This is a genomic window from Acinetobacter sp. FDAARGOS_515, from assembly GCF_003938865.1.
In the GTDB taxonomy this organism is placed as follows: Bacteria; Pseudomonadota; Gammaproteobacteria; order Pseudomonadales; family Moraxellaceae; genus Acinetobacter; species Acinetobacter ursingii.
On record NZ_RKIX01000003.1, the window covers coordinates 939831 to 956245 of the forward strand.

The following is a 16415-nucleotide window of genomic DNA, read 5'->3' on the forward strand; positions in this document are numbered from 1 at the left end:
GTAAAATTCAATTTAATTGGTTGTCAAAATATGGAATCATTTATAAAAGCAGGCCATATTGAGCCTTCAGTCATTGTTTTTGACGTATTTGGCACACTTGTGAAGATAGGGGAAAGACGTTCCCCATATAGAAAATTAATGAAATGGCTAAAAGAAAATGGGCGACAACCAAAACCTGATGATGCCAAATTTATTATGTCCCACAATTTAAATTTGGCAGAGCTTGCAAAGCGATTAGCAGTAAATATTCCAGACCAATTTCTGCAAGAACTTGAGCATGATTTAGATGAAGAGTTACGCTCTATTAGACTGTATGAAGATACCTTATCAACTTTGGAAGAATTAAAAAAATTGGGATTCAGATTAGCATTATGCTCAAATTTAGCTATGCCATATGGAAAAGTTGTTTCTTCATTTTTACCTTCTCTTGATGCTTATGCTTGGAGTTATGGGGTTGGAGCAATTAAACCAGAGTCACAAATTTATCAATATTTAATTGATAAATTACAATGTCATGCCAAAGACATTTTGTTTATTGGAGATACACTTTTAGCTGATTACAGTGGTCCAAATGAATTTGGTATGTCAGCACGTTTAATTGATCGTAAGAATGGTCAAAAGCTGGCAGATGTTTTAAACGACATACTTTAACAACTCGTGGACGTCCCCCTAATAGTGAATACTCACAGCTCTCCTCATCTTTCCATTTTTTTAAATTCTGCAATTCATTCATCAAGCTCCAGAACCCATGCTGGTTTTATATGTGGCACATCTGGACGCTCAACACCTTGATGGTCAAAAAACTTATACACCATTGCCGCCAACTTGATAAACGCCTGTTCAAACGTATCTGCCCAAACATCTAAACGATAATCATGATAATGCTCTTGGTATAATTTACCACTATCTTCTACTTTATTGAGATGTGAGCCAGTCTCTAAATAAATCACTAATTTCCCATCATCTTCATCATTATATGCACCGTGATAAACATTTTGGCAATGCCCCCATGTATTCCAGTGCCATGATGGTACATCGCCAATAACCGTCCAAAAAGCTGGGTGTGTATCAATAAAATGATAGGCAGTTAAAAAGTCCGTTGGATTTGCGAGATATGCTTGCTCATTTTCAAAGGCAGTCTGTAAAGCAGATTGTAAATGCTCAAATTTATTTTGATCGGTGTAGGAAAACAAACTACTAGAAAGATGCTCAGAGGTTTTAAAAAATAGGCAACCATTCTCTTTATCCTCACCAAAATATTGATAAACCTCTGGTAGAATCTGTAAATCTGTAGGTTTGACATGATGGATCTGGTGTTGTACGTCTTTTAAGCTTTCGTGAATTGCTTCCATACGATCAGGGTAAGTGACGACAAGTTTCGTATCTCGCAGTGATAAAATTGCTGGTTCAGTTATTTGGGGTAACTGTTCTAATAACCAGTCTGGTAATTATTTTAATTCAGTCGGTTGCATTTTTAGTTATCCTATTTTTTAACAATTTCAACTTTTTACATACGTTACATAACATAATTTGTGCAAGTTCAGTATAAGTTAGTCCATAGGAGTATATTGTCACACAATGGCTTCGACAAGCGTCCGACTAAGCTCACGCCGAAGTCTCAGCCAACAGTTTCCTGAGCTTATTGAAGGAAAAATATTCCCCGTTTATTTTATACGACTCACGTACCTTTCCATTGAGCAATTATAGATTTTTAATCTTGGTTTAGATGTTCAAAAAGCTTGAGTTTCCTTTCTTTAGTTTTTCTATATAAGCCTCACATTGAGCAGCTAAACCAAGATGATATTTTAAAGCGCTTTCCACTCTTGCTGTCACATACTCAATACTTTGAATTTCACGCTGCTGAGCAAAGACTTGAATCGCAGGATGTAACTGTTTTGAGCAACTTGCATCATTGCTAAAGTATTTTAACGTCTTGGTTTTGGCAAAATAAATTGCAGCAAACAATCGCCCATCTTTAAACACAATCGCTGATGAAGCATCTAAACTGCTTCCAGACCGACCTTCATAATACAGAGCCTCATCTGTTTTTAGTAAATAGGGCGCTGAGTAATTATCGAAATTAGATTGAAATTTTAGATAATCATGCTCTCACAATGTTTGAAGTTCTGTTTGGATTTTTGGATGCAAAACAATTTGAGGAATTGATGAAATATCTGAATATTGAATTAAGTCTAGTTCTTGAGCATGAGTAAAAACAGAGATCGAAAAAAGTAGAAAAAGATAATATTGATTATTCATATCAAATTTATTATTTTTATGTCCATATTGACTTACTTATGGATTGTTCATTTTATATGGACACTTATGGAGTATCAATTAAGGTAAAACCTTTTTGTGCGTTCATAACATTCTCCACGAATTGTGTATTTTTTATAAAGCTTTGTAAGCTAATTTATATGAGCATAAAATATGCCAACTCTGATTATAATCATTTCAAAAGAAAAAACAGTAGTTTATAAAAAGTTTTTTTTACTTATGTTTTTTTAAGTATCCAAATAAGAAAAAAGTGACAAATAGTGTCACTTTACAGCATTTCAGATATCTCTCGTTAATTCAAAATAATTGGTGAATTATCTAGCTCATCATCATGATCTGTGATCTGTTTATCATAAAATTGATCTAAAATTTCCCCAATTTCCAATACGCCTGTAACCACCGCTTGTCGGTAATTTTTAAAGTAAGTTTATACCCAATTCTCTAATTGCAAAGCAGGCACTCTTTCAAATTCTTTGGTGTTATTCGTCACTAATATTAAGCCTTTGCTTCTTGCATGCGCTGCTATGTGTAAATCATTTTCACCAATCGGCGTTCCAATTTTTCTTAAATGTGCCTTGATACTTCCATATTGGATCGCAGACTCGATTCCATAATCCAGAATTTGTAACCGAGATAGAAAGTCTTCAATCACCTTCATATTCTGTGCAGGATTTTGACTATTTTCTGCACCAAAAACCAGTTCTGCCACGCTGATACTACTGATGCAAAGCTGAGTAGCAACTGCATTAAACTTCGCTTTAACCGTGACAGGTCTTTGCTTCATGGTATAAATCACAATGTTGGTATCGAGCATATATTTCAACATCTAGAATATTTCTCTTTCTACAACAAGCTGTTCACCACGCTCGAAATCATCAGAAAGCTGCAATTCTGGATTGTCAAAAAAACTATCCCAAGCCTGCTCAACTGGACTAATCACTCGCTCCACCCCGATCATACGAACAAAAACTTTCTGCGTAGATTCAGAGAAACGGTAAACACTCGGCAAACGCACAGCTTGAGTGCGATTATTCATAAAAATAGAGGTAATCATGGTATCTGCCTCCTTTGCGATATACACCAAGTATATAGCAAAAAGATCAAGAGGTTCAATTTAAAATAATCGGTGAATTATCGAGCTCATCATCTTTATCTGTGATTTGTTTATCATAAAATTGATCTAAAATTTCCCCGATTTCGGATACGCCTGTAACCACCGCTTGTCGGTAACTTTTTGCTTTAAGTTCAGTCACCATATGCTGACAAATCATTTGCCATTCAGCTTCATGCGTCAAAGCACAAATACCCCGATCAATTACGATTTCGACCTGCCGTTCACACAAATTGAGATATAACAATATTCCGCTATTGTATTTCGTATCCCATACGCCAAGCTCGGCAAAAAGCTGTTCAGCACGGCGGCGAGTATCTTGATAATACGCCTGAGAACAAGGAATATGCCCTTCAATCACCACCTGTATCTCACCAATATGACCATGTTCTGCCTGTTTAACGGCATTTGTGATCTCGAGTTGATCCTGTTTTGAAAACAAGCGTTTACTGGCTGAAAAATAAAATGCATGTTTAAACCAACGCTTTAAACTCGGTTGTGCTTTTTCATCCAATTTCGGCTGAGTGATGATTTGTGTTGTATCTGTTTTCGTTACCATGATCCCGATGCTCCCCCGCCACCAAAGCTACCACCGCCGCCACTATAGCCGCCTCCACCACCAAAGCCTCCACCGCCGTAACCTCCGCCTCCACGACCACCTCCGCCAGAAGCAAAGATTTGTAAGATCAATTGTGCAAGGGAAGTAATCAATAAAAAGAAAATACCAAAACCCGCCAATATACTGGTCACTAAACCAACACCACTGACCAGTCCAGCCACGATACCCGCCACACCAGCAGTTGCCGCACTCACGCGATTTCCTACTATAAATGATGCAAATACCCCAACGACGATAATGATCAGAGAATAGACCAGCATATGTGAACGTGCTTCTTGTTCATGCATGGCCTGCGCCTGACGTTCTTTTAAGTCAGCCGCAGCCTGTTGAGCAATTTCAGGGTCAAGGTTCAATACACGCTCAATTTCGTTTAAGCCTGCTTGTATGCCTTGTGCGTATTGTCCTTGTTTAAAGTAAGGTGTGATTTGATTGCGAATAATCCGACTTGCCACAATATCAGGAATCACGCCTTCCAGACCATATCCAGTCAAGATTTGAATACGGCGATCATTCACTGCAATCGCCATGAGTAAACCATTATCTCGTTTGGCTGAACCTAATTGCCAGCTCTCACCAACGCGCATGGCAAAGTCAAAAATATCTTCCTGCCCTGTGGTCGGCACGATCACAATGCCAATTTGCGCTTTATTTTCCTGATAAAGCTTTAATATTTGCTGTGAAATCGCCTGTTTTTGTTCTGCCGTGAGCAAGTTTGCCTGATCAATCACAGGCTCATTCATACTTGGCAAACCTCGAATCGATTCACCATCCTCCATATCATTGGCAATTTCAGGCTGTTGAACCGTAGTCGAGCTTTGCGATGTTGATGTTGCTGACTTTTGTTGCTGCGGGTTTTGCTGCTGTTGAATGATCTTGCCTGCAATGATGGTATCAGCATCATCCGAATCCTGTGCAGTGGCGACTTCGCTCCAGACCGTGGTCGAAAGCAAAAGACCGAAACAACACAGCAACATCAGAACCGCTTTTTTCCAGCGATTTTGCATCTCCAACATGACAGTTTTGATCATCACAGCACCTTTTTATCTAATCAGGTTTAGTTAAATGAAACCGTTGGTGCTTTTTCTGCGCCAGCTTCTGCGCTAAAGTTTGGTTTTTCATGCATACCAATCACTTTGGCGGTCATGACTTGTGGGAACTGACGTACATAGGTGTTGTAGTCCTGAACTGTTGTAATGTAACGGTTACGCGCCACCGCAATCCGGTTTTCCGTTCCTTCAAGTTGTACTTGTAAATCACGGAATTGCTCATTGGCTTTCAGGTCAGGATAATTTTCAGAGACTGCGATCAAGCGTGATAATGAACCCGTTAATTGGCTTTGCGCTTCCTGATATTTTTTAAATAGTTCTGGATTTTCAAGTACGCTTTGATCAACCTTTAGTCCTGCGACATTCGAGCGTGCCTGAGTGACCTCAGTTAATACTTTTTCTTCATGCGTTGCATAACCTTTGACCACATTGACCAGATTAGGCACCAAGTCTGAACGGCGTTGATATTGGTTTTGCACTTCTGACCATGAAGCAGTCACCGCCTCATCTTTGGCCTGTAAAGTGTTATAACCACAGCCAGAAAAAGCTAAAGTACTCGCAAGTAAAGTTGCAACCGCAGTCTTTTTTAAAAGATTCATGATGATATCCTCTTAGTATTTCTTGGAATTTTTTTACATAAATGCATTTTAGCGAGGATTGAAAGTGATGTTTGTTTCTTTTCTTTACATCATCAAAAAACGGACATTGCATCCGTTTTTGTGAAACTTACCGTTGTAGTCAATTAATTTAACTATAGAGCTTTGGCACGACTTCTTCCTGAAAGCTTTGCATGTGATATTCAGTTGCCATTTTCTCTTTCCAGTATTTCACAATCTGACTATAGTCCTGTTCCGCTGGATGAAAGTCCGCTTTGTAATAGGACAAATATTCAGGTAATAATTGAATGAGCATCTTAGCTAACAAATACAAGCCAAATAGATTGCCTCCAATTTTAGGTAAACTACGCCATTTATCTTGCCAAAATAAACGCGTAGTTGAATACAGCGTTAGGCTCGCAAAGCCTGTCGTGACGCTACGCATCAACAAACGACGAACACGGTCATCGCCGTACACTGCCTGATACACCTCAAAAGCGACTGCGCGATGTTCGATTTCTTCAATCGCATGCCAGACCCAAAGTTTGATCGCATCTTCATCGAGCGTACTCAGCACTTCAGGATGACGCAAAATATAGCCGCCTAATAATGCGGTAAAATGTTCAAAGGCACAGGTAATGGCCAACTGAATTTTAGGATGTAAGCTGCGGACATGAATATTTTTTCGCGCTAACCATGCCTGAAAACGATCCAGATTATAGTGATCACGTCGCCATGCATCATTAAATTCACTATGCGCTTTGGAGTGCATGGCTTCTTGCCCAATAAAAGCCGCAATCTGCGCCTGCAATGTTGGATCAGTTACTTTATCCCGAACATTACGTACGCTATGTACAAAAAATTGTTCACCAATCGGAAAGGTCGAAGACAAGGCCGTGAGCATATGTGACATGACAGGTGAATTGGCAAAGTAATGTCGTTTAATTTTTTCAGGGTGAAATTGTAGACGACGTACGGTAATACCAAGCGCTTTCGGACGATTTAGATATGATTTTTGTTTCGTCACTTGAGCTAAGCTCATGGGAATTCCTCAACAATACAACGGAGAAATCAGTATTAGAAATTTCTATACATTTGTATATTGCATAAAAACTCAGCCATTTGCCAAAGTGCTCATTTTGACCAATAAATCCGTTTGATTCTATTTGAAAGCACTTTATCGTTGCGTTTTAAATGAACTATATTTAAACAATTTAAATCGGATTTAGGCCTACGGTCATGCCCCCACAGACATATAAAATTTGTCCCGTAATAAATCCTGATTTTTCACTGAGAAAAAAATCACAAGCATGAGCAATATCTTCAGGCTGTCCGAAACGTTGTACTGGCACATTCTTTAAAATCTGTTCCGTTTCTGGAGCACCCTTTGAATTGGCTTGCTTAAACAGCTCTGTTTCAATAGGACCAGGCCCAATCGCATTTACAGTAATACCATAAGCACCCAATTCCAAAGCTGCAACCCGAGTCAGCCCAATCAAAGCGGCTTTACTGGAAGCATAGGCTATGCATGAGGTTCGGAACTGGCTCACCATCGTGGAGTTCGTAGAATTGGATTTAGGGATTGCGCTCGTGCCCAAATCGATGCAGTCGTTAAAAAGGATTATGTGCGATTTATTGAAATTGAAAATAATGACATTCTTTCTGAAACACACTGTATTTGGAATAAACGTAGCTCGTCTATTTTACTCGATCATTTTCTTCAGCTTTTACCTTTTGGCGCAGTATAAAAAGCCCGCATCACTGCGGGCTTCACATCGCTTTTGAATCTCTAGATTTTAAACATCAAGATAATCCAAAATACCTTCTGCTGCTTGGCGACCTTCCCAGATGGCTGTCACCACTAGGTCAGAACCACGTACCATATCACCACCCGCAAAAATTTTCGGGTTAGAGGTCTGGAATTTATACTGTTGTTGTTCAGGCGCAATCACACGACCTGAACCATCCAAGCCGATGTTCGCACCAGTGAACCAGTCTGCTGGACTTGGGCGAAAACCGAATGCCAGTAAAACTGCATCGGCTGCCAAAACTTCTTCAGAACCCGGAATTGGCTCAGGACTACGTCGACCACGACTATCAGGCTCGCCCAATTGAGTGGTCACAACTTTAACACCAGTCACTTTGCCATTTTCACCAACAACTTCGATCGGTTGACGGTTAAATAGGAAGTTCACCCCTTCTTCACGCGCATTATTCACTTCACGACGTGAACCCGGCATGTTGGCTTCATCACGACGATAGGCACAGGTCACCTGTTCAGCACCCTGACGAATCGAGGTACGGTTACAGTCCATCGCGGTATCACCACCGCCCAGTACAATCACTTTTTTACCTTCGACACTGATGAATTCGCCAGCATCTTTTTCCCAACCCTGACAACGATTGACATTTGCAATCAGGAAATCCAGTGCATCGTAGACACCGTCCAGATCCTCACCGGGGAAACCACCTTTCATATAGGTATAGGTTCCCATTCCCATAAACACTGCGTCATATTCTTGTAGCAGTTGTTCAATCGTAACATCTGTACCAATTTCAGTATTTAAACGGAATTCCATCCCCATACCCGTGAAGATTTCACGGCGGCGTTTCATGACGTCTTTTTCCATTTTAAATTCTGGAATACCGAATGTGAGCAAACCTCCAATTTCAGGACGTTTGTCAAAAATCACCGGTTTTACGCCACTACGCGCTAGAATATCAGCACAACCTAGACCCGCAGGGCCAGCACCAATAATCGCCACTTTTTTATCTGTCCATTTGACATGCGACATATCTGGACGCCAGCCCAGTGCAAAAGCAGTATCATTGATATATTTTTCAGCATTACCAATCGTCACTGCACCAAAACCGTCATTCAGGGTACATGCCCCTTCACATAAACGGTCTTGTGGACAAACACGACCACAGACTTCTGGCAAGGTATTGGTTTGATGGCAAAGTTCTGCCGCTTGGAAAATCTGACCCTCAGCAATCAGTTTTAACCAGTTTGGAATGTAGTTATGCACTGGGCATTTCCATTCACAATACGGGTTACCACAAGCCAGACAACGATGTGTCTGATTCGCTGCAACATCAGCAGTAAAAGGCTTATAAATTTCCACAAATTCTGCTTTGCGGACAGTAATATCTTTTTTCTCTGGATCTTGGCGTGCTACATCCAGAAACTGAAAGTCATTATTGAGGCGTTCTGCCATGTCTCTCTCCGTGGGTAGGTGCAGAGTTCGCTGTTACCTGCACCTGCCTATGTATATGCAGTAGTGGAATTATTGAGGATCAGCTTGAGTTGCTTTCAAAAGCGTGAGCAAATTAGCAGCTTTTGGTTTTACAAGCCAGAACTTCCGACTGTAAAAATCAAACTCATTGCGGATCTTATACGCCCAAGCACTACCTGTTTCTTTAATGTGTTCATCCAGAATACGAAGCAGGAATTGTTGATGCTCTTCCATCGACTCCGTCGAGATACGAGTCAGGTCAATCAACTCATGGTTGTAATAATCAACAAAGTCATTATCCAGATCGAGTACATAAGCAAAACCACCTGTCATACCCGCACCGAAGTTATGACCGACTTTACCGAGCACAGTCACAATCCCGCCTGTCATATATTCACAACAGTGATCGCCTGCACCTTCAATCACGGCAAACGCGCCAGAGTTACGCACGGCAAAACGCTCACCCGCCGTACCTGCTGCAAATAACTTACCGCCTGTTGCACCGTACATACAGGTATTACCAATAATCGCAGTATGTTGGGTCTGGAATGGTGAACCTTTTGGTGGGAAGATCGACACTCGACCACCTGCCATCCCTTTACCAACGTAATCGTTGGCATCACCTTCAAGTTTGATATGCAAACCACCTGCATTCCACACACCCAGTGACTGACCTGCTGTACCTTTTAAGTTCATGATGACTGGATGTGATTCCATGTCCAGATTGCCATAACGACGCGCAATCTCACCAGAAACACGTGCGCCAATTGAACGATCACAGTTGCCGACTTCAAAATTAAACTCACCACCTGTACCCGCTTCAATGGCAGGAAGCATTTCTTCCACCATACGCTCAGCCAGCAAGCCTTTATCAAATGGCTCATTGCCCTGAACTTCACAATACTGCGCCTTACCATTTGCCGCAGGATGTGACTGCAACAATGGTGTCAAATCAAGATGTGCGTGTTTATCAGTTTCACCCGGCAATACTTCAAGTAAATCCACACGACCAATCAAGTCTTTCAGGGAAGCAACACCTAATGCAGCCAACCACTCACGGGTTTCTTCAGCAATGAAATGGAAGAAATTGATAAGCATTTCAGGTTCACCAATATAGTGATCCTGACGGAGTTTGTCTTGTTGTGTTGCAACACCCGTCGCACAGTTGTTCAAGTGGCAAATACGCAAGTATTTACAGCCTAATGCGATCATTGGCGTAGAACCAAAACCAAAGCTTTCAGCACCCAAAATAGCGGCTTTTACGACATCCAGACCAGTTTTTAAACCACCATCTGTTTGTACACGAACTTTACCACGTAGGTCATTTACACGTAGTGCTTGATGCGCTTCAGACAGACCAAGCTCCCACGGTGAACCCGCATGATGAATGGATGAAAGTGGAGAAGCCGCTGTACCACCGTCATAACCAGAAATGGTAATGAAGTCGGCATACGCTTTGGCAACACCTGCGGCAATCGTACCTACACCCGGTTCAGAGACTAGCTTGACTGAAACCATCGCCTGAGGATTGACTTGCTTCAAGTCAAAAATCAATTGTGATAAATCTTCAATCGAATAAATATCATGGTGTGGCGGCGGAGAAATCAAGGTAACGCCCGGAACTGAATAACGCAAACGTGCAATTAAGCTATTGACTTTACCACCCGGAAGCTGACCACCTTCACCCGGTTTTGCGCCTTGAGCGACTTTGATCTGTAAGACTTCCGCAGAAGTCAGATAAGCAGGAGTTACCCCAAAACGACCCGATGCGATCTGTTTAATTTTCGAGTTACGAATCGTGCCGTAACGCGCAGGATCTTCACCACCCTCACCTGAATTCGAACGACCGCCAATGGTGTTCATGGCAATCGCAATCGCTTCATGCGCTTCTGGTGACAATGCTCCTAATGACATCCCCGCTGAGTCAAATCGTGGCAAAATTGCCTCAACCGATTCAACCTGCTCAACAGGAATTGAATTGGTGGTTTTGAGCTTGAATAAATCACGAATGGTCGCGATTGGGCGGCTATTGACCAGTTCCGCATATTCTTTAAAGTCAGCGTAATTACCAGAACGTACCGCCTTGTGTAATGCATTGATCACATCTGGGTTAAAAGCATGGTATTCCTTACCGAATACAAACTTCAGCAAACCACCCTGATCAATTGGCTTACGTGTTTTCCACGCCAAATCTGCGAGTTTTTTCTGATCATTTTCAAGATCAACAAAAGTTGCACCCTGAATACGGCTTGGTACACCGAGGAAGCATTTATCCACCACTTCTGATGATAAACCCACTGCTTCAAAAAGCTGTCCACCACGATAAGACGCGACTGTTGAAATCCCCATTTTAGAGAGAACTTTCAATAGACCTTTATCAATACCTTTGCGGAAGTTGGCTTGGGCATGTACGGGATCACCAAGTAACTCACCTTTTGCGATTAAATCATTGATCACATCATAAGCAAGGTATGGATAAACTGCCGTTGCACCAAAACCAAGCAACACGGCAAATTGATGCGCATCACGTGCAACACCCGTTTCAACAATAATGTTGGCGTCGGTACGCAAACCCGTCTGAATCAAATAATGGTGTACTGCGCCTGTTGCCAAAGCCGCATTTGCAGGTAGATATCCTTGACGCAAATTTTTATCAGAAAGGATCAATAACGTTTGACCATCACGAACTGCCTGTGCAGATTCCTCACAAATACGATTGACCGCAGCTTGTAAGCCTTCTTCTTCACGATAATTCAGATCAATTTCTGCAATCTCATAACCTGTGCGGTTTAAATTGCGTAATTGATGCATTTTCGAATTTGAAAGTACAGGGCTTGAGATAATCAAGCGATCTGCATGTTCTGGCCCTTGCTCGAAGACATTCTGTTCACGACCTAAACAGGTTTCAAGTGACATCACAATCGATTCACGTAATGGATCGATCGGCGGATTGGTCACCTGTGCAAATTGTTGACGGAAATAATCAGAAACATGGCGAACTTGACGCGATAAAACCGCCATTGGCGTATCATCACCCATTGAGCCGACAGCTTCCTGACCACTTTCAGCAATCGGACGTAGCATCTGGTCACGTTCTTCAAACGTCACCATAAACATTTTCTGAGCCGTCTTTAACTCATCGCCAGCCAATCCCTGCTCAGATAGTTTTTCTTCAAGCTCAGGGTCTGCCTGTAAGCGCAACGCGTGTTCACGCAACCACTCACGATATGGACGCATTTTTTTCAGATGTGTGCTGACATCATTGGTGTCGAGTAATTTACCTGTAAAGGTATCGACCACCAGAATTTGACCTGGCCCGACACGACCTTTAGAGACAACATCTTCAGGTTGGTAATCCCACACCCCAATTTCAGAAGCAAGGGTAATATAATCATTTTTGGTAATCACCCAGCGCGCAGGACGTAAACCATTCCGATCCAGCATACAAATCGCATGACGACCATCTTGGATCACCAGACCCGCTGGTCCATCCCATGCTTCCATGTGTTTAGAGTTAAACTCATAAAAGGCACGTAAGTCTGCATCTAGAGTTTCAACGTTTTGCCATGCAGGTGGAACCAGCATACGTAAGCCACGGAATAAATCCATGCCACCGCCAACCAGAATTTCAAGCATATTGTCTAAGCTTGAAGAGTCTGATCCAGTACGGTTTACAATTGGATTAAGCTCAGTTAAACCTGGTAATAATGGGTTTTCAAATTTCGGTGTACGCGCTAATGCCCAGTTACGGTTAGCGGTAATGGTGTTGATTTCACCATTGTGCGCCAAATAACGAAACGGCTGCGCTAACGGCCAACGAGGTAATGTATTGGTTGAGAAACGTTGATGGAACACCACGATATGTGAAGTCAGACGTTCATCCGCTAGATCTGTATAGAAGTCAGCAATTGCTGCTGGCATCATCAAACCTTTATAGCTGATCACATTTGAAGACAAAGTCGTTACGTAGAATGAGCTATCGTTTTGTAATTTTTGTTCTGCGCGGCGACGTGCCAAAAATAACTTACGGTTAAATTCAACCTCAGTCACGCCCATTGGACAGTTTACAATAATTTGTTCAAAGACAGGTAAAGACTGGAGTGCAATTTCACCCAATACATCGTTATTGGTTGGCACAACACGCCAAGCCAAAACTTTTAAGCCTTCTGCTTCAATTTCCTTGTTCAGGGTATTTTTTGCGTGCTGCGCCAATGCAGGATCTACATTAAGAAAAACGGTACCCGCAGCAAAAATCTCACTCAATGTGATATCACTGAGCTTTTTCGCTTCATCACGGAAAAAAGCTTTTGGCATAGCCAGTAATAGACCGCACCCATCCCCTGTTTTACCATCAGCGGCAATACCACCACGATGCGTCATGCAACTTAAACTGTGAATTGCGGTTTGAACAAGGTGGTGACTTGGTTGGCCCTTCATCTGGGCAATCAAACCAAAACCGCAGTTATCTTTAAACTCATCTGGTTGATATAAACCTTGAGCGGGAGCTACAGTATGAGGCGATGGCAAGTGCATAGCGTACCCTTCTTTCAACATGGCTCTTTCGAGCATAAAACGATCAATTTACTTCGCGACGTTGTCTATTACTCACGTAAAGCTAAATGTTTTACAATCCATTTTTGCATTACTATCTGACTATACGCCCTTTGTGGCAAGCAGACAGCAACTTTCTTGGCAAAAACGTGTTGAGTTATTTCGCACTGTTTTATAGCAGTTTAAAACGACGATTTCGCATACTAATTAAAAGATTAAGCTCCAAAATAGGGACAAAGTGATCAATTAGCGCATCGATAATGCAAAAATAATGCCAACACCAATTAGAAATAACTAAGTGATTTAATTATAAAAGATAATTAATTTTATATTTTTGTAACGCCTTAAAATAAACTTAAATTTTGAACCAACATTGTGCAAAATAATATTTGAGATCAATACACGCACTATTTTTGTGCATGTATTAATTAAATGGATCACTTATTTCGCGTTCATTGTTCCGCGAAGGACGATTTTCCACATTAGGCGTATTAGGTGCAGTACTACTTGGATTTGGAGAGGAAACATTATTTGATTGGCGCTGCACACCGACCACATTTCCGTCTTGATCACGCTGAGTGACTGTTGTTGAGGTCGTTGGAGCAGCAGGTGCAGATTCAACGGAGGGAGTTGGTGATACAGGGGCGACAGGTATCGGTGCGTTTCTTAGATTAACGCTATAAAGTTGCCCTGCGCTGCCCTTAATTTCTTCAGAACCCAAATCATTAATCAACGGTAAATAATTAGCCAAAGACACTGCCTTCGGGTGTACTGAAGCAGGGAATTTCAAATTTAATTGCGATAATTGATGCGTTGCATCCGCTTCACGATTAAATACCCCATAGGCTAGAACGTATTGTTCTTCCTGATTTTCACCACTTAAACGAAAGTAAATGAAATTTTTACGGTCAGACTGACTCTTTAAATAGTTTTTAATAATATTTTCATTAGACGAACGAAATAACTCAATGGTCCAGTTCCGCTGATTTTCCTGCATAAACTTAGTACCACGAAACTCTGCCTCATGATTTCCTGCGGTAATTACACGCATAGTTAAATCTAAGGGTCTGACTTCATCAGACAAAGTCCCCAAATTGGTCGTCGCGGTCACTTTCTGTGGCTGAATCTGAGACTGTGTTTCAACAATATCTTGTTTTTCGACTTGTACCACTTTATCTGAACTGGTGATTGCCCAGAAGATCAAGGCCAGCAATAAACACAAAAGACCAAGCACTAACCAACTATAGTGCTGAATATTTTGCCACAGTGTACGTGATACCGTCATGCTACACCCAATCTCACTCTGACTGATTGTCCAAAATAACCTGTTTCATTTTCTCAACATCAAATTCTTTGGTAATGACAGCCTGACCCAGTTGTTGTAACAGTACCAATCTCAAATGTCCATTCAGAACTTTTTTGTCGTGTGCCATATAAGACAAAAACTCATCCAATGGAATTTTCGGACATGATATCGGCAATTTTGCACGTTGAATGATATTTTTTGTACGCTGTAAATCTTCAGCGGAAATCCAACCCATGCGCTGTGACAAATCAGCCGCCATGACCATTCCCGTTGCTACAGCTTCACCATGTAGCCATTTACCATAACCCAAATAAGATTCAATCGCGTGACCAAACGTATGTCCCAGATTTAAAAGCGCGCGCTCACCCTGCTCTTTTTCATCGTTCGCCACAATTTTAGCCTTATGCGCACAAGAACGATAAACCGCTTGAGCCAATAGACTTTCATCACCTGCAAGCAAGCCATCCATATGCTGTTCTAACCAAGCTAAAAACTCAAGGTCACCCAGCAATGCATATTTAATCACCTCGGCCAGCCCAGCAGACAACTCACGTGCTGGCAAAGTACGCAACTGTGCCATATCCGCCATGACGACCTCAGGCTGTTTAAATGCGCCAAGCATATTTTTGCCTAAGGGATGATTAATCCCTGTCTTTCCACCGACGCTAGAATCTACTTGAGAAAGCAAAGTAGTTGGCACCTGAATAAAATAAACACCTCGCTGGAAACAGGCTGATGCAAAACCTGCCATATCGCCAATCACGCCGCCTCCCAATGCCAAGACAGTACAATCACGATTGAAACCCGCTTCTAACAATGCATCGAAAATAAGGTTTAAATTTTCAAGATTTTTATATTTTTCACCATCAGGCAGCACACAGGTCGCCACTTTTTTACCCAAAGACTCTAAATCATGGACATAATGGGACAAATACAGTTGTTCCAATGTGGTATTGGTCACGATCATCACTTGCTGACCTTTGATATAGGGTGCCAACAATGTTTTTGGGTCTAACTGACTACCAATAAAAATAGGATAACGACGATCACCGAGTTCTACATGAAGTGTTTGCATGAAACTTTAATGCCAATAATAAAATAAATAGCCTAGTGAGATTCTGCTGCCAAAATCACACGTAAAATATGCTGTGCCAATTCTCGTGCAGCACCTTGATGTGTTTCTATCACATAATGTGCAACTTCACGATACAGAGGATCACGAATTTGAAGTAGATCTTTGAGTTTTTGCTCTGGGTTTTCAACCTGCAATAATGGTCGATTTTTATCCCGATAGGTACGCTGTAATTGTAATTCTACAGGCGTATAAAGATAGATCACAATACCTCGGTTTTTCAAATAAGCGCGGTTTTCGGCTTGAGTCACCGCACCACCACCTGTAGCCACAACCAATTGTCTACGTTGGGTTAACTCATTAATGACTATTTTTTCCCGCGAGCGAAAACCAATCTCACCTTCTTTTTCAAATATCCACGGAATACTGGCACCAGTTTTACGCTCAATTTCATGATCACTATCCAGAAACTCGCGCCCCAAAAGCTCAGCCAAGTGCCGTCCTACTGTTGTTTTTCCTGCTCCCATTGGCCCCACCAAATAGATATTTGGTAGAGCTCTAAACTCTTTGCCTAGCAAGGAGTCACCTATTGTATAACTTG

14 protein-coding genes and 1 pseudogene are annotated in these 16415 nt (G+C 41.6%); 1 reads left to right on the forward strand and 14 read right to left on the reverse strand.

Going from position 1 to position 16415, the window contains the following annotated elements:
• Positions 1–30 precede the first annotated feature (30 nt).
• Positions 31–651 (forward strand): HAD family hydrolase, encoded by a 621-nt coding sequence (locus EGS47_RS05925; RefSeq protein WP_016651440.1) that lies wholly within the window; start codon positions 31–33, stop codon positions 649–651.
• Between the two features lie 74 nt (positions 652–725).
• On the opposite strand, the gene EGS47_RS05930 is transcribed toward EGS47_RS05925, so the two are convergent.
• The 14 genes and pseudogenes from EGS47_RS05930 to aroK form a co-directional block, all read right to left on the reverse strand.
• Entirely contained in the window at positions 726–1352 is a 627-nt protein-coding gene (locus tag EGS47_RS05930; protein ID WP_016651439.1) for a hypothetical protein, read from the reverse strand.
• 370 nt (positions 1353–1722) lie between these two features.
• Positions 1723–2259 (reverse strand): annotated as a pseudogene (locus EGS47_RS05935) (hypothetical protein).
• Between the two features lie 445 nt (positions 2260–2704).
• The gene (gene vapC / locus EGS47_RS05940; protein ID WP_125269328.1) at positions 2705–3103 is read right to left on the reverse strand and encodes a type II toxin-antitoxin system tRNA(fMet)-specific endonuclease VapC; all 399 of its coding nucleotides are present in this window, start codon (positions 3101–3103) and stop codon (positions 2705–2707) included.
• Positions 3104–3331, reverse strand: coding sequence for a type II toxin-antitoxin system VapB family antitoxin (vapB, locus tag EGS47_RS05945; RefSeq protein WP_151829326.1), 228 nt, complete (start codon positions 3329–3331; stop codon positions 3104–3106).
• A 55-nt stretch (positions 3332–3386) separates the two neighbouring features.
• Positions 3387–3947: a TPM domain-containing protein gene (locus EGS47_RS05950; protein ID WP_125269329.1), complete on the reverse strand. Its 561-nt coding sequence runs from the start codon at positions 3945–3947 to the stop codon at positions 3387–3389.
• Positions 3941–5035 (reverse strand): TPM domain-containing protein, encoded by a 1095-nt coding sequence (locus tag EGS47_RS05955; RefSeq protein WP_125269330.1) that lies wholly within the window; start codon positions 5033–5035, stop codon positions 3941–3943. The genes EGS47_RS05950 and EGS47_RS05955 overlap by 7 nt, the downstream gene beginning before the upstream one ends.
• 26 nt (positions 5036–5061) lie before the next feature.
• The gene (locus EGS47_RS05960) at positions 5062–5652 is read right to left on the reverse strand and encodes a LemA family protein (RefSeq protein WP_004991738.1); all 591 of its coding nucleotides are present in this window, start codon (positions 5650–5652) and stop codon (positions 5062–5064) included.
• Between the two features lie 148 nt (positions 5653–5800).
• On the reverse strand, positions 5801–6691 hold the full coding sequence (locus EGS47_RS05965; RefSeq protein WP_104794737.1) for a metal-dependent hydrolase: 891 nt from the start codon (positions 6689–6691) through the stop codon (positions 5801–5803).
• A 172-nt stretch (positions 6692–6863) separates the two neighbouring features.
• The gene (locus EGS47_RS05970) at positions 6864–7202 is read right to left on the reverse strand and encodes an SDR family NAD(P)-dependent oxidoreductase (protein ID WP_081402788.1); all 339 of its coding nucleotides are present in this window, start codon (positions 7200–7202) and stop codon (positions 6864–6866) included.
• A 243-nt stretch (positions 7203–7445) separates the two neighbouring features.
• Positions 7446–8867, reverse strand: coding sequence for an FAD-dependent oxidoreductase (locus EGS47_RS05980; protein WP_125269331.1), 1422 nt, complete (start codon positions 8865–8867; stop codon positions 7446–7448).
• A gap of 69 nt (positions 8868–8936) precedes the next feature.
• Positions 8937–13418 carry a glutamate synthase large subunit gene (gene gltB, locus EGS47_RS05985; RefSeq protein ID WP_125269332.1) on the reverse strand — a complete coding sequence of 1494 codons (4482 nt, stop codon included), beginning with the start codon at positions 13416–13418 and terminating at the stop codon, positions 8937–8939.
• 442 nt (positions 13419–13860) lie between these two features.
• On the reverse strand, positions 13861–14721 hold the full coding sequence (locus EGS47_RS05990) for a hypothetical protein (protein WP_125269333.1): 861 nt from the start codon (positions 14719–14721) through the stop codon (positions 13861–13863).
• A gap of 13 nt (positions 14722–14734) precedes the next feature.
• On the reverse strand, positions 14735–15817 hold the full coding sequence (aroB, locus tag EGS47_RS05995) for a 3-dehydroquinate synthase (RefSeq protein ID WP_125269334.1): 1083 nt from the start codon (positions 15815–15817) through the stop codon (positions 14735–14737).
• A 32-nt stretch (positions 15818–15849) separates the two neighbouring features.
• Positions 15850–16392 carry a shikimate kinase AroK gene (aroK, locus tag EGS47_RS06000; RefSeq protein WP_125269335.1) on the reverse strand — a complete coding sequence of 181 codons (543 nt, stop codon included), beginning with the start codon at positions 16390–16392 and terminating at the stop codon, positions 15850–15852.
• Positions 16393–16415: the final 23 nt, after the last annotated feature.